A 19,079-nucleotide genomic window follows, 5' to 3' on the forward strand; every position below is an offset into this window, starting at 1 on the left:
GTGGCCATGAACCGGAGGTCCTGGCTGGGTGCTCAGCGGTGCTGGAGGAGACACCCTGATGGCAGGCGTTTGGGGTTTGCTTCCTGAAGCTGGATTTCCTGGAGTCTTTGTCAGGGGATGACCTTGCGGCGGCGGTAGTCCGCGAAGACCTCGCGGAACATCGTCTCCGTTTCGATGTGCTCCTGGAAACCGTGGCGGCGCGCCTTGGACGTGTCCGCGAGGAAGTCGAAGTTCGTCGAGAACACCCGGTAGAGCCGTCCCAGGCACAAGGCTTGTGAGCTCAATTCAATGGCACGTCTGGAAATCAATCGCTCCGGGGAGATGGAGGTCTTCGTCCGGGTCGTGGAGCAGGAGGGGTTCTCCGCGGCGGCGCGCACGCTGCGGATGCCCCCGTCGGCGGTCAGCAAGCTCGTGGCCCGGCTGGGGGCCCGGTTCATCCACCGCAACACCCGGGGCTTCCAGCTCACCTCCGAGGGCTGTGTCTTCTACGAGCGCAGCGTCCAGGTGCTCGCGGAACTGGAGGCCGCCGAGCGCGGTGTCACGTCGCATGACGCGCCTTCTGGCCGCGTTCGGGTGAACAGCAACGTGCCCTACGGCACGCACGTCCTCCTGCCTCAGGTGGTCGCGTTCCAGGCCCGCTACCCGGGGATCCGCCTGGACATCGGGCTCACGGACCACATGGTGGACCTGCTGGAGGATCGCGCGGACGTGGCCATCCGGGCAGGCGCGCTCAAGTCGTCCAACCTGATCGCGCGGAGGCTGGGCGAGACTCGCAAGATCATCGTCGGCGCGCCGGCCTACCTGAAGCGCATGGGGACGCCGAAGTTGGTCGCGGTGCTCGAGGACCGCAACCCGGGAGACACCGTCGTCTTCCACTCGGTGTTCCTTGAGCCCGCGAAGCACCTCCCGGCACGTATCCGCGCGTTTCTCGACTACTTCGGCGACGTGGGCATGGGCTGACCGACCATTCGTCCCGCGGTCCGCTGCGCCGTCAGAACGAGCGGTCGCCGCGGCGCAGCGCCTTCTCCAGGAACTCCGCGAGGGACGCTGCGAGGCGCTCCACTCCGGCTCTGGGGACGAGTGCCCGTCCTTCCGCGCGGCACGGCGTGACGGCCGAGCCGCGCGGACCGGACACTCGCGAAGCCACTCAGGCCATCGCCGTCGCCGCCGTGCCTCGCCGCAGGCCCGCGTACTCCAGCGCCGCGAACGCCGCGACCGCCAGCGCCTGCGCCGTGACGAACGCCACCCCGAGCCCCGTGGGCGCCGTCGGGCCGTGCGTCATCAGGAGCACGCTGTCCACCACCCACAGCGCGTTCACCGCGACCACGAACCACACCGGCCCCGGGGACAGGTGGGCCCTCGACGCCAGGTAGCCGAGCAGCATGGCGAACGGGATGAGCCCGAGCCCCGCCGCGCGCAGGAGGCCTGGCTCCAGGCCCAGCAGCGGACCCATGGGGCCTGCGGCCGCCGCCATCAGCACGCCCATGGCCCCACTGGCGACACCATCCAGCAGCAGCGCGCGACGCAGAAAGGTTCCCGACACGTTCTTGACGCTCATGGCACACGAATCCTTGCGATGGGTGAATGCGGCGGCGGCCCGGAGAGGCCGTCCGTCGACGGTGCACAAGATGCGAGCCGGCCCGCGCGGTGTCGATTACCTCCGAGGGAATGGAAGCGCTGACGTGCGCCCCCTATCTTCCCCGCCATGACGAGCCTTCAGCAGAGCCGCCCCGTAGGAGAGCTGCTGCGCGGCTGGCGCCAGCGGCGCGGGCTGAGCCAGATGGATCTCGCGCTGCGCGCCGAGGTCTCCACCCGGCACGTGAGCTTCCTGGAGACCGGCCGCTCCCAGCCCAGCCGCGAGATGCTGCTCCACCTGGCGGAGGAACTCGACGTGCCCCTGCGCGACAGAAACAGTCTCCTCGTGGCCGCGGGCTTCGCGCCCGTCTTCGCCGAACGTCCCCTGGACGACCCCGCCCTCAGCGCCACGCGCGAGGCCGTGGAGCTGGTGCTCGCGGGACATGAGCCGTACCCCGCGCTCGCGGTGGATCGGCACTGGACGCTCGTCACCGCGAACCGCGCCGTGGCCGCGCTGCTATCGGACGTCGCTCCGGAGATGCTCCAGCCTCCCGTCAACGTCCTGCGCCTGAGCCTGCACCCGTCCGGGCTCGCGCCGCGCATCGAGAACCTGCGCCAGTGGCGCGACCATGTCCTCACGCGGCTCCACCGGCAGGTCGACGTCACCGCGGACGCGACGCTCGCGGCGCTCCTGGAGGAGCTGAAGGGCTACCCCGTCCCGGAGGCCGCCCCGGACGCGAAGGCTCGCGACTTCGCGGGCGTCGTGGTGCCCCTGCGCCTGCGCACGTCGCTGGGACGGCTGTCTCTCTTCAGCACCACCACCGTGTTCGGCACGCCCGTGGACATCACGCTCGCGGAGCTGGCCATCGAGTCGTTCTTCCCCGCGGACCCTGACACGGCGGAGGCGCTGCGGCGGGCCGCGACCGAGCGGGCCCGCCAGGACACCTGATCCGCTACGGCTTCACGCGCACCGTGCGCAGCGCCGTGCCCCAGGACACGACCTGATCCAACAGCGTGTTCACCTGCTTCTCCTTGGCCGGATCCGGCTTGAAGACGGTGTAGTGCTCGAAGTCGGTGGAGAGGAACAACTGCACCTGCGCGCGCACCGTGGCCATCTGCAACTCCGCGGCGATGAGGCGCAGCTGCTCCACCGCGCGCACGCCGCCCGCGCTGCCATAGCCCACGAAGCCGGCGACCTTGTTGTTCCACTCGCGGTAGACGTAATCGAGCGCGTTCTTCAGCGCGCCGGACGTGCCGTGGTTGTACTCGGGCGTGATGAACACGTACGCGTCGTAGCCCTCCACCGCCGCGCTCCACTTCCGCGTGTGCTCCTGGGTGTACTTCCCCAGGGACGGCGGACTCGGTTCGTCCAGCAGGGGCAGGTGGAAGTCCTGGATGTCGACGACGTCGTACGTGGCGTCGCTGCGCTTCTTCGCGATGTCGTGGACCCAGGCGGCGACCTTGTCCGCCTTGCGTCCGGGCCGCGTGCTTCCAATGACGATGGCCACCTTGATCATGTCCGGGGAACTCCTGGGAGAGGGCGTGGAACCGACGCGCGGCATCTTCTCCACGTCCGCCTGGCGGCCAAGGACTGTTCGCCGTGGGTGTGTCCTGATTCGACCAGTGCCCGGCCCATTCGCCCGGAAGGTGGCGCAACCCCCGACCCTGGGCTAAGCGTACAGGCAACTTCCCCGGCTGCTTCCTTGCACCGGGACGGCCCCTTCGATACCGATCTCCCCCGTGAACGACGACACGCCTGATTCCGCGCAGGAGCTGGCCGACGTGCTCCAGGACGTGCGCCGCCACCTCCTCTGGCAGGAGGAGACCGCGGGCCGCGCGCTCCTCGTCGACGCGAAGGTCGCCGCCGAGCTCCAGCAGCAGCGCGCCGCCGCCTCGTCCGTGCGGACGATGATCGCCCGGACGAAGGCGCCCGAGCCGGCCGCCGCCCCCCCGCCTCCCCGGCCACCCGCGGAGTCCCCCACGCGCGACGCCCTGCACGCCGCGATGAAGCAGCCCCTGGGCGCCCCCCGTCCACCGGCCGCCGCCACGCCGCCTCCCGCCGCGCCGCGCCCCCTGGCCCCCGAGGCTCCGGCCCCCCGGGCCGCGCCCGCCGCGGGGATGCTCCTGGACGTGCCCCAGTCCGCGCCCCGCTACAACGGCGCGCTGCCCGGCGTCGTGGAGGGCGAACGCCCCACGCTGGATCAGATCCGCCGCGAGCTGGGCGACTGCCGCCGCTGCAAGCTGTGCACGGGCCGCAAGAACATCGTGTTCGGCTCCGGCAACCCCCGCGCGGAGCTGGTGTTCGTGGGCGAGGGCCCCGGTGAGAACGAGGACCTCCAGGGCGTGCCCTTCGTGGGCGCCGCGGGCGACCTGCTCACCAAGATGATCGGCGCCATGGGCTTCACGCGCAACGACGTCTACATCGCCAACGTCGTGAAGTGCCGCCCGCCCGGCAACCGCAACCCGGAGCCGGATGAGATCGCCGCGTGCGAGCCCTTCCTGCGCTCGCAGCTGCTCGCGCTCCAGCCGAAGGTCATCGTCGCGCTGGGCAAGTTCGCGGCGCAGACGCTGCTCCGGGACACCACCCCCATCACCCGCATGCGGGGCCAATGGCGCCAGTACGAGGGCATCCAGCTCATGCCCACCTTCCACCCCGCGTACCTCCTGCGCAACAGCGCGGAGAAGCGCAAGGCGTGGGAGGACCTGCAACAGGTGATGAAGCTGTTCGGCAAGCACCCGGGCTCCAGCGCATAGAACGCGCGGCGCACCGCGACCAGGAGAGGCACAGATGAAGGGCGTGCTCGAGACGCGTGAAGTGCAGTCCCCCGCGCTGGAGAACAACCCGCTGGGAGATCCGGCCCGCCGCCGGCTCACCGTGTACCTGCCGCCGGGCTACGCGGAGGGCACGCAGCGCTACGCCGTCGTCTACTTCCTGCACGCCTTCGGCAACGGCGGCGGCTCGTGGACCAACGCGTCCGGGTTCTCGCCCACCGTGCCGGACCGCCTGGACGCGCTCATCGCACAGGGCGCCATCCCGCCCGTCATCGGCGTCTTCCCGGACGCGTGGACGAAGCTGGGCGGCAGCCAGTGGGTGAACAGCGACGCCATCGGCCGCTACCGCGACTACCTGGTCAAGGACATCGTCGGGTTCGTGGACAAGACCTTCCGCACGCAGCCCAGGGCCGCGTCGCGCGCGGTGGTGGGCCACAGCTCCGGCGGCTATGGCGCGCTGGTGATGGGCCGGTACCACCCGGAGGTCTTCTCCCTGGTGGGCGCGCACGCGCCGGATTCCTACTTCGAATACTCGTACATGCCGGACCTGCCCAAGGCGGCCACCGCGCTCATGAAGGCCGGCGGCGTGGAGGCGTGGGTGACGGACCTGCGCCAGCGCGCGAGCGCCACCAAGGTGCGCGGCGACGACTTCCCGGTCATCAACATCCTGGCCATGGCGGCGGCCTACTCCCCCAAGAAGGGCGAGCCGCTCAACCTGGAGCTGCCCTTCGAGCAGCACAACGCGAAGCTGCGCCTGGACGTGTGGAACCGGTGGCTCGTGCACGACCCCGTGCGCTTCGTGCCCAAGTTCATGGACTCCTTCCGCAAGCTGAAGACGGTCTACCTGGACGCTGGCACGCGCGACGAGTTCAACCTGCGCTGGGGCACGCGCATGGTGGCGGATGACCTGAAGGCCGGCGGCGTGGACGTGGCGCACGAGGAGTTCGAGGACGGACACTCGGGCGTGTCGTACCGCTTCGAGCGGTCGCTGTCGGTGCTGGTGCCGCTGCTGGCGCGGGACTGATAAGGGGGGACGCCATGGATACCTACGGACTGTCGCGCGTCGTTGGAGAGAAGGGCGTGCTGCCGCAGCGCGCTCGCAAGCTGGACCCCTCGCTGCCGTGCCGCGAGGCGGAGCTGCTCATCGACGTGGAGAGCCTCAACATCGACGCCGCGTCCTTCAAGCAGATCAAGGACGACGTGGGCGGAGACCCCGCGCGCATCGCCTCCCGCATCCAGGACATCGTGCGCGAGCGCGGCAAGATGCAGAACCCCGTCACCGGCTCTGGCGGAATGCTCATCGGCCGCGTGAAGGAGCTGGGCCCCAAGCACCCCGCCAGGGGCGTGCTCCAGCCGGGCGACCGCATCGCCACGCTGGTGAGCCTGACGCTCACGCCGCTCGTCATCGAAGAAGTGAAGGCGGTGCACGCGGACATCGACCGCGTGGACATCCGCGGCCACGCGCTGCTCTTCGCGAGCGGCATCTACGCGAAGCTCCCAGCGGACATGCCGGACACGCTGTCGCTGGCGGCGCTAGACGTGTGCGGCGCGCCCGCGCTGGTGGCGCGCCACGTGCGCCCGGGCATGACGGTGGCGGTGCTGGGCGCGGGCAAGAGCGGCGCGCTGTGCCTGGCGCAGGCCCGCCGCAGCCTGGAGAGCCGCGGCAAGCTGCTGGCGCTCGACATCTCCCAGAAGGCGCTGGACGCGCTCTCCGGCATCGGCCTGTGCGACGAGGCCTTGAAGGTCGACGCCACCCAGGGCGTGGACGTGATGGAGGCCGTGTCGAAGGCGACCCACGGTCAGCTCTGCGACCTGGTGGTCAACTGCGCCAGCGTGGGCAACACGGAGATGGCGTCGCTGTTGTCCGTGAAGGACGGCGGCACCGTCATCTTCTTCTCCATGGCCACCAGCTTCACCACGGCGGCCCTGGGCGCGGAGGGCGTGGGCAAGGACGTCACCATGCTCGTGGGCAATGGCTACGTGCCCCACCACGCCACCCTCACGCTGGACCTCTTGCGCACCGAGCCGTCGCTGCGCCAGCTCTTCGAGTCCCGCTACGTCTAGGGCTTGAGGAAGGCCGTGTGCACGGCCTGCATCAGCGGATCCTTGGAACCGGAGCCGCCCGCCAGGGTCCTGGGCATGTGGCCCTGGTTGATGGTCCAGATGATGCTGCCGCCCAGGCCCTTCTCCCGCGCCCAGCGGCCCTTCTCCGACACGGACGCGACGTCCTCGTAGGAGATGTAGTTGCAGGACTGCGGGCCGTACGCCGTGGGGAAGGACAGGTAGGGCGCCTTGGCGACGGCGTCCCAGCGGTACGCCTCCGGCGAGTAGTAGAGCGACTGGATGTTCGCGTAGCTCATCGCGTTGTCGCTCTGCTCCTCCACGATGCCGCCGCGCCCGTCCAGCGGGGTGCCCGGCTCCGTGATGCCCTTCCAGCACGTGCCGAAGAAGCCCACGCCCACGCCCACGCGCTGCGCGGGCACGCCCGCGTCCAGGAACGCCTGCACGGAGCTGGCGACGGAGCTGGGGTGTCCGGGCGTCTCGCCGAAGAGCGCGCTGGAGTGCCAGCTCTCCCACTGTCCCCAGTGGCCGCTCATCTTGTAGGCCATGACGTTCATCTGATCGACGCGGGCCGCCAGCTGGCGGTGGAACTCCGCGTCCACCTTGCCCAGCGTGAAGTTGCTGTTCACCCAGCCCACCGGCACCGTGAGGATGATGTTCTCGTCCGCGGCGCGCAGGTCGTCCAGCAGCGCCAGGAGCGGCGCGCTGTCCTGCGGCAGGAGGATGGGCTCCCAGTCCAGGTCCACGCCGTCGAACTGCAGCTCGTGCATCGTGTTGATGATGTTGCGCACCAGGTTGCGGCGCTTCTCCAGCGTCTCCGTCGCGCCCTTGAAGCCGTCGTACTCGCCCATGCCGCCCAGCATCAGCAGCGCCTTCTTGCCGGCCGCGTGCGCGCGCTCCGCCAATGCCCGGGCCAGCTTGGGGCCCTCCACGGCGTCCACGTCGAAGTCGGTGTAGAGCGTGCCGTCGATGCGCGGGCGGATGCGGCCCACCACGATGTGCGTGAGCAGGGACATGTCCACCGCCTCCACCGGGTACAGGTCGCGCTGGTAGCCCACCCAGTAGCCCATCACCCAGCTCGTGGGCGCACCGCCCGGACGCGGCGTCACCTGCGCCGTCTGCCGCGAGCAGGGGCCTTCTCCCATCTCGTTGGCGGCGCAGACGGTGAACGCGTACGCGGTGCCGTTGGCCAGGTCTTCGATCAGCGTGCCGGACGCGGGGGCCTCCACCCGCTGCACCCGGCCGCCCGGCTCCACCATCACCTTGAAGTACGACAGCGGCCGGCCGCCGTAGCTCGCGGGCGCCAGCCAGCTGACGTACGCCTGGCCATTGCCCGCGGTGGGCACCACCGAGCGCGGCTGTCCCGGCACGGTGGGGTTCGGGATGCTCATGCCCGCCTTCGGCGTCACCAGGTCCGTCTCCACGGAGGCCGGGCCCTCGCCGAAGGCGTTCACCGCGGAGACCTTGAAGACGTAGGTGAAGCCGTTGTTCAGCCCGAGCACCGTGGCCTGCGTGTCCGGCACCTTCACCAGCGCGCCGCCGCACTCGGGCACGCAGCGCACCACGTAGTAGAGCAGCGGGCTGCCGCCATCACCGGGAGGCACCGTCCACGTCACCAGCGCGGACGCGTCCCCCGCCTGCGCGACGACCTGCTTCGGCGCTTCAGGAGGCGTCAGGGGCGGAGCGGGCTTGTCCGGCCCGCCGCCAAAGTCGCAACCGCTCAACATCACCGCGAGGGCCAGAACCACCCACCCACGCACTGGCATTGCCCGATGGCTGTTCATCCCCGTGCTCCTGAAATGTCGCGGGATGTTATGCGGCCAGTCCCCCGGTCGAGTCAAGTCTAGGTGGAAAAGTGCGGTAATTTTGCATGGACCGCAATTCGCGTATTAAACCGACTAATCCCATTCTGCCAGGGAATCACAAAACCTCAGCGGATGGGAAATCAGGCGCGGAAGGCCGGCTGGTGTGGGGGGCTGCCGGCAGGCTCCGCGCGCGGGCAGGTGGAACTCAGGGGACCTGGGCGGTGGGGTCGTTCGCGGGGACGGCGGGGGCCACGGGAGCGGTGGGCGCCTGGGTCTGGGCCCAGTCGCTGGCGGAGCGGCCGCTGGCGTCGCGACGCTCGGGGGAGGCGCCCTGCTGGCGCAGCGTTTCGGCGACCTCCGTGCGGCCGAAGAGGACGGCGAACATCAGGGCCGTCTGTCCCAGCCGGTTGGTCTGGTCCACCGCGCACGGCTGCGCGGCGAGTAGCATCACCACGTCCGCGTATCCCTTGAAGGCGGCGCCCATGAGGGCGGTGTTGCCCCGGCTGTCGCCCGCGCACGCGTCCGCCCCGGCGTCGAGCAGCGCCTGCACCGTGCGCGTGTGGCCGTAGTAGGCGGCGAGGATGAGCGGGGAGAAGCCTCGCGCATCGCGGGCCTCCACGGGCGTGCCGGCCTGGAGGAGCCCTTCGACGATGTCCGTCTCGCCCTCGCGCGCGGCGGCGAGCAGGTAGCGCTCCGCGTCGCTGGTGGCGAGCAGCCGCCCCGTGGGCGTCGCGGGCGCGCGCAGGGACATCCACGCGGCGGTCAGCACCGTGCACACCAGCATCACCAGACCCAGCGAACCGAGCAGCAGCTTGCGAACCATGAGGGCGTCTCCAGCGACAGGAAGCGAGGGGAGGGGAAGACAGGGCCGCCGTCACGTCACCGGCGGCCCCGGCGCTGTCAGGTCACGGTTGGTCGAGGGTGGTGAGCGGCGCGAGGGAGGCCTTCGCGTCGTCCAGCTTCACGTTCACGGCCTTCGCCAGCCGCGTGCCGTAGTCCGCGTTGGCCGCGTAGAAGTGGCCCACCATGCGCGCCTTGACCTTCGCGTCGCGCACCTGGCCCAGGTCGCCGGCCAGGTTCTGGATGAGCCGCTCCTTGCCGCCCGCGTCGAGCGCGGACCAGAAGGCGCCCGCCTGCGAGAAGTTGTCCGTCTTCTCGATGGGGCGCTGCTGCGTGGTGCCGGAGAGCGGCGCTTGGGAGAAGAGCGCGGAGGGCGTGTCCTGGGTCTCCCGCGTGACGCTGGGCTCGTAGTTCACGTCCGACTTCGTGTGGCCGCTGTTCATCGCGCCGGCCTGGCTGTTGTTGTTCACGGCGGCGTGCGCGCGGTTCACCGGCAGGGACAGGTAGTTGGCGCCCAGGCGGTAGCGCTGCGTGTCCGCGTAGGCGAAGAGGCGGCCCTGCAGCAGCCGGTCCTCGGACGGCTCGATGCCCGGCGGCATCACGCCCGGGGAGAAGGCGGACTGCTCCGTCTCCTCGAAGAAGTTGTCCGGCATCTTGTTGAGGGTGAAGCGGCCCAGCTTCACCGGGGGCACCTTGTCCGCGGGCCACTCCTTGGTGGCGTCCAGCGGATCGAACGCGAAGCTGTCCAGGTCCTTGGGATCCAGCACCTGCGCGCTCAGCTCCCACGAGGGGAACCTCCCCGCCTGGATGTTCGTGTAGAGGTCATGGGTGGCGTGCTGGAAGTCCTGGCCGCCCAGCGTCGTGGCCTCCTCCGCGGTCAGGGTCTTCACGCCCTGCTGCGACCTCCAGTTGAACTTGACGTACTTCACCTGGCCCCGGGCGTTGACGAACTTGAAGGCGTGCACGCCGTTGCCGTCCATCTGGCGGAAGTTCGCCGGGATGCCCAGGTCCGAATAGAGCTGGGTCAGCATGTTCGTGGACTCGGGCTGGTGGCTGAAGAAGTCGAAGAAGCGGTTCGGATCCTGCCGGTTGGTGACCGGGGACGGCTTCAGCGAGTGCACCATGTCCGGGAACTTGATGGCGTCGCGGATGAAGAAGACGGCGAGGTTGTTGCCCACCAGGTCCCAGTTGCCCTCGTCCGTGTAGAACTTCAGCGCGAAGCCGCGCGGATCCCGCAGCGTCTCCGGTGAGCCACTGGGGTGGATGACCGTGGAGAAGCGCACGAACATCGGCGTCTTCTTGCCCTTCCGCGAGAAGACGGACGCGCGCGTGAGCTGGGAGAAGTCGCCGTAGCTCTCGAAGACGCCGTAGGCGCCCACGCCGCGCGCATGCACCACGCGCTCCGGGATGCGCTCACGGTCGAAGCGCGCGAGCTTCTCGATGAGGGCGAAGTCCTCCAGCAGCACGCCGCCCCGGGGGCCCGCCGTCTTGGAGCTCTGGTTCGTGCCCAACGGCGCGCCCGAGTCGGTGGTGATGGGGGGTGGGTTGCCGGCGGCGAGGACGGGGGCGCCAGACAACAGGACGGCGAGCATCAACGAGCGTCGGTTCAAGGGAGCTCCTTGGGTTACGGGGGACCGGACCACCCCCAGAGCACGCGCTGTGCCGAACTCGCCGTTCTTGTGATTCCAATGGGTTGGATTCTCCGGGCAGTGTCGGCCCACCGGCCTTTCGGTGGAGACACCGATTCGTCGGTGCTAGGCGTCACCGTCTATTCGGTGTGGATGCTGGCACCGGGATCCCGGTGAGGGAGGCGTTCGGCTGATGCGTCTCGCCATTCAAGAGGCGCGGTGCGGCATCGTTCGCTCGTGGCGGGAGTGTCCGCGTTCTTGAGCAGAATGACGCGGGGCTCGGGTAGGGTGCGCGCATGTCAGGCCCGTTCATCGACGACGCGCGGATTGCCCAGGCGCGTAAACTGGCGGACGAGATCGTCAATCCGATCTTCGACCTCATCCAACACAACACCACCGTCTCCAACGAGCGCACCGTGCTGCGCTTCTTTGGCATCTCCGGCGCGGGAGCGCGCGGCGTGCCGTTGGCGAACCTGATGGTGGACAAGCTCCAGTCCGCCAAGGTGCTCAACCGGGGCGCCGCGTACTGGTACGGCCGCGCGCTGCAACTGGGCGCCAGCAGCCCGCTGGACGCCGTGGAGCGCATCACCGCGCTGCCCACGGACAAGCTGGGCCCGCTGTCGCCGGAGATGGAGGCCAACCTGCGCGACGCCGTGCGCGAGGAGGCCCGCGCGGCGATGTCGGAGCTGAAGGCCCGCATCGCCCAGCGCAACGCCCTGCGCGAGCAGTTCCCCATGTCGCCCGCGCCGCACAAGTACGTCATCGTCGCCACGGGCAACATCTACGATGACGTGGACCAGGCGCGCGCGGCGGCCCAGGCCGGCGCGGACGTCATCGCGGTCATCCGCTCCACGGCGCAGTCGCTGCTGGACTACGTGCCCCACGGCGCGACGACGGAGGGCTACGGCGGCACCTACGCCACCCAGGAGAACTTCCGCATCATGCGCGAGGCCCTGGATGACGAGAGCCGCAAGCTCAAGCGCTACATCCAGCTGACCAACTACTCGTCCGGCCTGTGCATGTCGGAGATCGCCTTCTGCGCGGCGTACGAGCGGCTGGACATGCTGCTCAACGACGCGATGTACGGCATCCTCTTCCGCGACATCAACATGCGGCGGACGTTCATCGACCAGTACTTCAGCCGCCGCATCTGCGCCCTGGCCGGCATCATCATCAACACCGGCGAGGACAACTACATCACCACCGCGGACGCCTACGACGCGGCCCACACCGTCATCGCCAGCCAGTTCATCAACGAGTGCTTCGCCAAGCGCGCGGGCCTCAAGGACTGGCAGCTGGGCATCGGGCACTCGTACGAGATCGACCCGTACCGCGACGACACGCTGCTGCTGGAGCTGTCGCAGGCCATGCTGGTGCGCCGCTGCTTCCCGGACGCGCCGCTCAAGTACATGCCGCCCACGAAGCACAAGGAGACGGACATCTTCTTCAGCCACGCGTATGACGTGATGGCGGACCTGGTGGCCATCTGGACGCGGCAGGGCATCCAGCTTCTGGGCATGATGACGGAGGCCATGCACACGCCGCTGCTCGCGGACCGGTACGTGGCGCTCAAGTCCGCGTCGTACATCCACCGCGCGGCGCGGGGCATCGACGAGGAGTTCACCGTCCGCGAAGACGGGAAGATCGCCAACCGCGCGCGCGAGGTGTTCGCCAAGGCGGAGGAGCTGCTGCGCGAGTGCCACTCCGAGGGCATGGTCGCGGCCATTGGCAAGGGCCGCTTCGGCGACGTGAAGCGCGAGGAGACCGGCGGCAAGGGCCTGGATGGCGTGCTGCTGAAGGCGCCGGATTACTTCAACCCGTTCCTGGAAATGCTGGAGGCGTCATGATCCTGAGTACCTTGGTGGCCGTGATGGTGGCCGCGGGCGGCAGCGCGGATGCGCTGAGCAGCGTCACGGTGAAGAACATCGCGCTGAAGGCCCCGGCGGCGTGGACGCGCTCCAACATGGACGGCACGGAGAAGTTCCTGGCGCCCTCCGGTGACGCGTACTTCCTGGTGGACGTGGGCGCGGTGCAGACCGCGGGCATGAAGGCGGAGCTGTGCCGCACGAAGATCCTCGCGAACATCGGTGGCGAGGGCTGGACGATGCTGAAGGTGGGCGGCCAGCCGGCGGCCACGAAGACGGACACGGACGCGGCGCCGGACGGCAGCGGCAACGTGGACACGGTGACGTACGTGGGGTGCAACGGGAAGACGACGTGGTCGGTGGTCTTCTACATGGAACAGGGCAAGAAGGACCGTTTCGCCGCGGTGGCCGAGAAGGTGGGCACCAGCGTGTCGTTCACGCCGCCCAAGAACAAGAAGGGGTAGTTCGATGGTGAAGCCGAGCAAGCAGATCATCCGCCCCTACGGCGACCGTCGCGACGACGGCATGGTGCAGCTGTCGTTCACGCTGCCGGTGCCCCTGTCGGAGAAGGCCAAGGAGGCCGCCGCCCAGTTCACCAAGAAGATGGGCTTCACGGACGTGAAGGTGGCCGCCGCCGAGCGCGCGGCGGACCAGTACACGTTCTTCGTCGTCTACGCCCGCTCCAACGTGACGCTGGACTACGCGGAGATCGACGTGCCGGAGGTGGTGGTGCGCAAGATGGGGTTCGACGACCTCAACGCGCTCATCAAGGAGAAGGTGCGCCGGCGCATCGTCGTCTTCGGGGCGTGCACGGGCACGGACACGCACACGGTGGGCATCGACGCCATCCTCAACATGAAGGGCTACGCGGGCGACTACGGCCTGGAGCGCTACCCCGGCTTCGAGGCGTTCAACCTGGGCAGCCAGGTGCCCAACGAGGACCTCATCAAGAAGGCCACCGCGAAGCACGCGGACGCCATCCTGGTGTCGCAGGTCGTCACGCAGCGCGACGTGCACAAGGACAACTCGCGCCAGTTCATCGAGGCGGCGAAGGCGGCGGGCATCCACGGCAAGACGCTGCTCTTGTTGGGCGGGCCGCGCGTGGACCACAAGCTGGCGCTGGAGCTGGGCTTCGACGCGGGCTTCGGGCCGGGCACCAAGCCGTCCGACGTGGCGAACTACATCGTGCACGCGGTGATGAAGAAGGAAGGCACGGAGTCCGCGGACTCCCACTACCAGGGGGAACCCTCGTGAGCACTGGCACGAAGGCGGTACTGCGGCTGCGCATGGGCAGCCATGACGCGCACTACGGCGGCAACCTGGTGGACGGGGCGCGGATGCTCGGTCTGTTCGGGGACGTGGCCACGGAGCTGTGCATCCGGTCCGACGGAGACGAGGGGCTGTTCCGCGCGTACGACTCCGTGGAGTTCCTGGCCCCGGTGTACGCGGGCGACTTCATCGAGGCGGAAGGGGAGATCGTCTCCGCGGGCAGCACGTCGCGGAAGATGCGCTTCGAGGCGCGCAAGGTCATCCGGCCCCGGCCGGACGTGAACGACTCGGCGGCGGACGTGCTGCCGGAGGCGGTGGTGGTGTGCCGCGCGTCGGGCACCTGCGTGGTTCCGAAGGACAAGCAGCGGGGGCAGCGATGAGCAGGCCCATGGTCCTCACCGCCGCGATGGTCGGCGCGGAGACGACTCGCGAGCAGACGCCGTACCTGCCCATCACCGCGGAGGAGATCGCCGAGGACGCGGTGAAGTGCCGCGAGGCCGGAGCGGCGATGGTGCACCTGCACGTGCGCACGGCGGAGGGCAAGCCGTCGCAGGACGCGGAGCTGTTCCGCGCGGCCATCCGCGCCATCCGCAAGCGCACGGATGTCCTCATCCAGGTGTCCACGGGCGGCGCGGTGGGCATGGGCGTGGACGAGCGGTGCGGCGGGCTGACGCTCACCGGCGCGGACAAGCCGGACATGGCCACGCTCACCACGGGCACGGTGAACTTCGGGGAAGAGGTGTTCTGGAACCCGAGGCCGCTGGTGCGCGACATCGCGAAGCGCATCAAGAGCATCGGCCTCCGGCCGGAGCTGGAGTGCTTCGACGTCGGGATGATTGACGAGGCGCGCTACCTGGCGAAGGAGGGGCTGGTGGAGCTGCCGGCGCACTTCGACTTCGTGCTGGGCGTGCCCGGCACGCTCCAGGCGCGGCCGGAGGTGCTGGATCTGATGATCGCCTCGTTGCCGGAGGGGAGCACCTGGACGGTGGCGGGCGTGGGGCGCCAGCAGCTGCCGTTCGTGGACGAGGCCGCGCAGCGCGGCGGCAACGCGCGCGTGGGCCTGGAGGACAACATCTACGTGTCCAAGGGCGTGCTCGCGAAGGGCAACTTCGAGCTGGTGGCGGAGGCCGCGAAGCGGGCCCGTGCCGCGGGCCGTGAGCTGGCCACCCCGGAGCAGGCCCGGCAGTTGCTGCGGTTGGGCTGAAGAAGACACGCGCCGTGACGTCAGGCCCGGGAGCGGACGACGCCCCGGGCCTTCTTTTTTGTCAGGAGCCCGGCGCGCATTTCGTCCCCGCTGCCCGGCTCTCAGCGCATCCGCTGACAGCGCCCCTTCGTCCCGGCTGTCCGCGCAGGACGGCTCGGGCATCATGCCGCGCATTCCTCCCGCTCGGACGGGAGCCCACGAGGAGTCGCGAAGCGATGGACACGGGACTGCAGGGCAAGGGCGTGCTGGTGACGGGCGGCGCGGGCGGCATCGGCTCCGCGCTGGTGCGGGCGTTCGCGGGCGAGGGCGCGAAGGTGGCGGTGCACTACCACCGCAGCCAGGAGAAGGCGGAGGCGCTCGCGCGCGAGGTGGGTGGCGTGTCGGTGCGCGCGGACCTGACGGTGGAGGCGGACGTGGACGCGCTGGTGCCCCAGGCCGTGAAGGACCTGGGCCAACTGGACATGCTGGTGTGCAACACGGGCGTCTACCCCGCGCCCGACGAGCCGGTGTGGCGGATGTCGCTGGAGCGCTGGCGCCGCACGCTGGCGCAGAACCTGGACAGCGTGTTCCTCAGCTGCCGCGCGTTCCTGCGCCACGTGGAGACCACCGGCACGGGGACCATCGTCATCATCAGCTCCACCGCGGGCCTCTTCGGTGAGGCGGGCCACACGGACTACGCGGCGGCGAAGGGCGCGCTCGCGGCGGGCTTCGTGAAGAGCCTGAAGAACGAACTGCACCGCATCGCGCCCATGGGCCGCGTCAACGTGGTGTGTCCGGGGTGGACGGAAGTGGATCGCAACCGCGACAAGCTGGGCGACCCGAAGTTCATCGGCCGCGTCACGCGGACGATGCCGCTGCGCAAGGTGGGACAGCCGGAGGACGTGGCGCGCGTCGTGGTGACGCTCGCGTCGGATCGCATCTCCGGGCACGTGACGGGTGAAGTCGTTACCGTGGCCGGAGGCATGGAAGGACGGGTGCTTCATGAAGACTGAGCTGGACGTGCGGACGTACAACCGCGAGGCGTGGAACGGCGAGGTGGGGCGCGGCAACCGGTGGACGGTGCCGGTATCCCCGGAGGTCATCGCCGCCGCGCGGCGCGGCGACTGGAGCCTGGTGCTCACCCCGACGAAGCCCGTGCCGCGCGAGTGGTTCGGGGACCTGAAGGGCAAGGACGTGCTGGGCCTGGCGAGCGCGGGCGGCCAGCAGTGCCCGGTGCTCGCGGCGGCGGGCGCGCGCGTCACCGTGTTCGACAACTCGCCCGCGCAGCTGGCGCAGGACCGCCAGGTGGCCGAGCGCGAGGGCCTGACGCTCCAGTACGTGGAGGGCGACATGCGCGACCTGTCCGCCTTCGCCGATGGGAGCTTCGACCTCATCTTCCACCCGTGCTCCAACTGCTTCGCGGAGGAGGTCCTCCCCGTGTGGCGCGAGGCCTTCCGCGTCCTGCGTCCGGGCGGCGCGCTGCTGTCGGGCATCTGCAACCCGGTGCGCTACCTCTTCGATCCGGCGGAGGAGGAGAAGGGCGTGATGCGGCTCAGGTACACGATGCCGTACTCGGACTTCACCAGCCTCACGGATGAAGAGCGCCGCCGCTACATGGACAAGGGCGAGCCCATGTGCGTGGGCCACTCGCTGGAGGATCAGCTGGGCGGACAGATGGCGGCGGGCTTCGTGCTCACCCACCTCTTCGAGGACAAGCACGAAGCCCAGGACCTGCTCTCCACGTTCCTGTCCACCTTCATCGCCACGCGCGCCGTGAAGCCCTTATCGCGTTTGTGACGCAGACTTGCGTTGCGCGGAGCCACCGCGAAAGCCTACAGATAAGGGGTCCGGGTCTTCCCGGACATCCCCCCACTGTAGGAGTCGTCCATGAAGGCGTCATTGCGTCTTTCCGCTGTGTTGCTGCTGGGTGTGTCCGTGCTGGGCCTGGGCTGTGAGGGTGCGGACGCGAGGGAGCCGCTGAAGGCCATTGAAGCGGGCGCGCAGGTGAAGGTGGATCCCGCGCTGGCGGAGGTGAAGCAGGGCGCCGTGGGCGACACGGTGCTGCGCTGCACGCAGCCGCAGGACGGCAGCTACCTGGAGGTCGTGCAGACCGCCACGGGCTACGAGGCGGCCACGGTGTCGGAGGCCTACGATCCGTGGGACTGCCGCTGCACGTACGAGAAGCGCGTGGTGCTGGGGCAGTACACGCAGTGCAACCGCTCCACGGTGGATCCGCGCATCCTGAACTGCTTCCGCATCGAGCCCAACGGCACGACGGGCAAGGTGGTGCTGTCCACCACGCGCGTGCAGCGCACGCAGATGGTCATCGGCGGCACGCAGACGGTGTCGTACACGGACCTGAGCATCGCGGCCATCAACCAGGACCCGGGCCATACGCCGCGCCAGGACTTCACGTACAGCATGGAGGACTGCGAGTAGCCGCCGGATTTCCGGAGGCGATTTAACCTTCGGCGGGCTGCGGAGTTTGAAGGGTCAGAGCGCGACGGGAAGCGGGCCTGCACGGCTGCTCCCGGAGCGTTTTGACCTGAACCCGGAGTCCACACACCATGTCGCTCAAGGCCATTCTTCGCGGTACCGCCGTCGCCTCGCTGCTCATCGCCGTGCCCGTGCTCGCCCAGACGGCCCCGCCGGCAGACTCCGCCAACAAGGCAGGCCAGTGCGAGGGCCGCCATGGCCGGCACGGCGGGGGCCACCCGTTCGGCCGCATGGAGCACCGGCTGGACAAGCAGGTCGCCGAGGGGCGCCTGACGCAGGCCCAGGCGGATGGCTTCAAGGCGGAGGCGAAGCAGCTGCACGAGGAGATGAAGGCGGCGCGCGCCTCCAACAACGGCCAGGTGGACGAGGCGACGCGCGCGCAGTTCAAGGAGCGCCGCAAGGCCTTGAAGGAGAAGATCAAGGCCGCGCTGGCGCCCACGCAGCAGGGCGCCTGAGGTCCCCGCCGTGAAAGGGGGACGTGACGCGAGGGCCCCGGCCAGCACAGACTGACCGGGCCCCTTCGTCCGCGGGAGTCCCCATGCTTCGCAGCCTCCTCGTCGCCCTCGTCGCTCTGACTGCTGGCTGCCGCGGACACTCCACCGCGAAGCCGGCCGCGGCGGAGCAGCAGGTCCCGGCGGCGTCGCCGGTGGTGCTGGTGGCGGACGCGGAGCTCCAGCGCGTGCAGCGGCGCGCGCAGTACATCGTCGAATCGGAGAAGGGTGCCATCAGCGCCACGGACCTGCTGCTCGCGCGGCAGGACCTGGACCGCACGAGGATGCATTGGTTCTTCACCGTGCCTCGTGGCAACGCCTGGTACGCCGTCTTCGGCCGCCTCAATCCCGAGGGTGCGTTCGTCCCCGGCTACGCGTACCGCGCGCCCATCGAGTTCTCCGGCGAGATGGAGGACTTCCCCGTCGAGTCCCTCCCCGAGGGCATGGACGCCCTCGCCCGCGCGGTGAGCACCGCGTGCGAGCGCGTCTTCCAGGTGCACGGCCGCAGGCAGCTCAACCCCGTCGTGGTGGAGGAGGAGGGCGGCATCACCGTCTACGTGCTCCAGGGCTTCGACGACTCGAACCTGTACCTCCTGGGCGGGGACTACCGCTTCAAGTTCAGCAAGGACGGCCGCGAGAAGCTCCAGGAGCTGCCGCTGCACCAGGGGCTCATCCCCGTGTCCGTCGCGCCGGACGCGGACGGTGAGCGGCCTCCCTTCTCCGCGCACGCGCACGTGCTCTTCCCGGGGCCGCTGGAGACGGAGCTCGCGCTGGTGATGCTCTATCCCGCGCTGGGCGGCCTCTTCGTGGGCGTGCCGGACCAGGACTGCGTCTACGCGCTGTCGCCGGATGGCACCATCCGCGCCGTGCGCCTGAGCCGCGAGGAGGTCCTGCGGGAGCTGCGGCCGGATGGCACCTTCGCGCCGCCGGAGGAGCTGAACGCCGAGCCGGAGTCCGGGGTGGACGTGTCGCTCTGAACAGCTCCCGTCCCCGCAGTGTTGAGCTTCGTTCAGGCCCTGCCTGGAGGCCCGGCATCCCGCGCGGGCAGGGGGCCTAAGTTCGCGGACTCACGGGGGCTGGCTGGCGCGATGCAC

Annotated in this window: 21 protein-coding genes; 15 read left to right on the top strand and 6 right to left on the bottom strand. The window is 69.7% G+C overall.

The features are described 5' to 3' along the window. Positions 1-110: 110 nt before the first annotated feature. Positions 111-269, bottom strand: a complete 159-nt coding sequence (locus tag KYK13_RS18025; protein WP_223645895.1) for a hypothetical protein — start codon at positions 267-269, stop codon at positions 111-113. Between the two features lie 19 nt (positions 270-288). On the opposite strand from KYK13_RS18025, the gene KYK13_RS18030 reads away from it, so the two are divergent. Beyond that, positions 289-960 (top strand): LysR family transcriptional regulator, encoded by a 672-nt coding sequence (locus tag KYK13_RS18030; protein ID WP_223645897.1) that lies wholly within the window; start codon positions 289-291, stop codon positions 958-960. A 187-nt stretch (positions 961-1,147) separates the two neighbouring features. On the opposite strand, the gene KYK13_RS18035 is transcribed toward KYK13_RS18030, so the two are convergent. Beyond that, the gene (locus tag KYK13_RS18035; RefSeq protein WP_223645899.1) at positions 1,148-1,558 is read right to left on the bottom strand and encodes a hypothetical protein; all 411 of its coding nucleotides are present in this window, start codon (positions 1,556-1,558) and stop codon (positions 1,148-1,150) included. A 147-nt stretch (positions 1,559-1,705) separates the two neighbouring features. Between KYK13_RS18035 and KYK13_RS18040 the strand changes: the two genes are divergently transcribed. Then, the gene (locus KYK13_RS18040; RefSeq protein WP_223645901.1) at positions 1,706-2,524 is read left to right on the top strand and encodes a helix-turn-helix domain-containing protein; all 819 of its coding nucleotides are present in this window, start codon (positions 1,706-1,708) and stop codon (positions 2,522-2,524) included. A gap of 4 nt (positions 2,525-2,528) precedes the next feature. Here KYK13_RS18040 and KYK13_RS18045 read toward each other — a convergent pair whose 3' ends face one another. After that, positions 2,529-3,092, bottom strand: coding sequence for an NADPH-dependent FMN reductase (locus KYK13_RS18045; RefSeq protein ID WP_223645903.1), 564 nt, complete (start codon positions 3,090-3,092; stop codon positions 2,529-2,531). Positions 3,093-3,315: 223 nt separating this feature from the next. On the opposite strand from KYK13_RS18045, the gene KYK13_RS18050 reads away from it, so the two are divergent. Genes KYK13_RS18050 through KYK13_RS18060 form a run of 3 tightly spaced genes read left to right on the top strand, consistent with a single transcriptional unit; the run spans position 3,316 to position 6,411 of the window. Continuing rightward, positions 3,316-4,329, top strand: a complete 1,014-nt coding sequence (locus KYK13_RS18050; protein WP_223645904.1) for a uracil-DNA glycosylase family protein — start codon at positions 3,316-3,318, stop codon at positions 4,327-4,329. 34 nt (positions 4,330-4,363) lie between these two features. Continuing rightward, complete coding sequence (locus KYK13_RS18055) at positions 4,364-5,371, top strand: esterase family protein (RefSeq protein ID WP_223645906.1); 1,008 nt, start codon at positions 4,364-4,366, stop codon at positions 5,369-5,371. Positions 5,372-5,385: 14 nt separating this feature from the next. Then, positions 5,386-6,411 carry an L-erythro-3,5-diaminohexanoate dehydrogenase gene (locus tag KYK13_RS18060; RefSeq protein WP_223645908.1) on the top strand — a complete coding sequence of 342 codons (1,026 nt, stop codon included), beginning with the start codon at positions 5,386-5,388 and terminating at the stop codon, positions 6,409-6,411. Here the strand turns inward: KYK13_RS18060 and KYK13_RS18065 are convergent. The 3 genes from KYK13_RS18065 to KYK13_RS18075 form a co-directional block, all read right to left on the bottom strand. After that, positions 6,408-8,156: a glycosyl hydrolase family 18 protein gene (locus KYK13_RS18065; RefSeq protein WP_370645382.1), complete on the bottom strand. Its 1,749-nt coding sequence runs from the start codon at positions 8,154-8,156 to the stop codon at positions 6,408-6,410. The genes KYK13_RS18060 and KYK13_RS18065 overlap by 4 nt on opposite strands. A 262-nt stretch (positions 8,157-8,418) precedes the next feature. After that, on the bottom strand, positions 8,419-9,036 hold the full coding sequence (locus KYK13_RS18070; RefSeq protein ID WP_223645912.1) for an ankyrin repeat domain-containing protein: 618 nt from the start codon (positions 9,034-9,036) through the stop codon (positions 8,419-8,421). 82 nt (positions 9,037-9,118) lie between these two features. After that, the gene (locus KYK13_RS18075; RefSeq protein ID WP_304504115.1) at positions 9,119-10,663 is read right to left on the bottom strand and encodes a catalase; all 1,545 of its coding nucleotides are present in this window, start codon (positions 10,661-10,663) and stop codon (positions 9,119-9,121) included. Positions 10,664-10,977: 314 nt separating this feature from the next. Here KYK13_RS18075 and KYK13_RS18080 point away from each other — a divergent pair, with 314 nt between their 5' ends. The 10 genes from KYK13_RS18080 (at position 10,978) to KYK13_RS18125 (ending at position 18,962) form a co-directional block, all read left to right on the top strand. Further along, a complete protein-coding gene (locus KYK13_RS18080; RefSeq protein WP_223645914.1) occupies positions 10,978-12,528 on the top strand; it encodes a lysine 5,6-aminomutase subunit alpha in 1,551 nt (516 codons plus the stop codon). After that, the gene (locus KYK13_RS18085; RefSeq protein ID WP_223645915.1) at positions 12,525-13,010 is read left to right on the top strand and encodes a hypothetical protein; all 486 of its coding nucleotides are present in this window, start codon (positions 12,525-12,527) and stop codon (positions 13,008-13,010) included. The genes KYK13_RS18080 and KYK13_RS18085 overlap by 4 nt, the downstream gene beginning before the upstream one ends. Before the next feature lie 4 nt (positions 13,011-13,014). Then, entirely contained in the window at positions 13,015-13,800 is a 786-nt protein-coding gene (locus KYK13_RS18090) for an OAM dimerization domain-containing protein (RefSeq protein ID WP_223645916.1), read from the top strand. After that, the gene (locus KYK13_RS18095) at positions 13,797-14,195 is read left to right on the top strand and encodes a hotdog fold domain-containing protein (protein ID WP_223645917.1); all 399 of its coding nucleotides are present in this window, start codon (positions 13,797-13,799) and stop codon (positions 14,193-14,195) included. Before KYK13_RS18090 ends, KYK13_RS18095 begins: the two co-directional genes overlap by 4 nt. After that, on the top strand, positions 14,192-15,019 hold the full coding sequence (locus tag KYK13_RS18100; RefSeq protein WP_223645918.1) for a 3-keto-5-aminohexanoate cleavage protein: 828 nt from the start codon (positions 14,192-14,194) through the stop codon (positions 15,017-15,019). The genes KYK13_RS18095 and KYK13_RS18100 overlap by 4 nt, the downstream gene beginning before the upstream one ends. A 215-nt stretch (positions 15,020-15,234) precedes the next feature. Then, positions 15,235-16,011: an SDR family NAD(P)-dependent oxidoreductase gene (locus KYK13_RS18105; protein WP_223645919.1), complete on the top strand. Its 777-nt coding sequence runs from the start codon at positions 15,235-15,237 to the stop codon at positions 16,009-16,011. Further along, complete coding sequence (locus KYK13_RS18110) at positions 16,001-16,795, top strand: class I SAM-dependent methyltransferase (RefSeq protein WP_223645920.1); 795 nt, start codon at positions 16,001-16,003, stop codon at positions 16,793-16,795. Before KYK13_RS18105 ends, KYK13_RS18110 begins: the two co-directional genes overlap by 11 nt. A 90-nt stretch (positions 16,796-16,885) precedes the next feature. Beyond that, complete coding sequence (locus tag KYK13_RS18115) at positions 16,886-17,437, top strand: hypothetical protein (protein ID WP_223645921.1); 552 nt, start codon at positions 16,886-16,888, stop codon at positions 17,435-17,437. Positions 17,438-17,565: 128 nt separating this feature from the next. After that, positions 17,566-17,949 (top strand): hypothetical protein, encoded by a 384-nt coding sequence (locus KYK13_RS18120; protein ID WP_223645923.1) that lies wholly within the window; start codon positions 17,566-17,568, stop codon positions 17,947-17,949. Between the two features lie 83 nt (positions 17,950-18,032). Beyond that, complete coding sequence (locus KYK13_RS18125; protein ID WP_223645925.1) at positions 18,033-18,962, top strand: hypothetical protein; 930 nt, start codon at positions 18,033-18,035, stop codon at positions 18,960-18,962. Positions 18,963-19,079: the final 117 nt, after the last annotated feature.

The sequence above is a fragment of the Corallococcus sp. EGB genome (assembly GCF_019968905.1).
GTDB lineage: Bacteria > Myxococcota > Myxococcia > Myxococcales > Myxococcaceae > Corallococcus.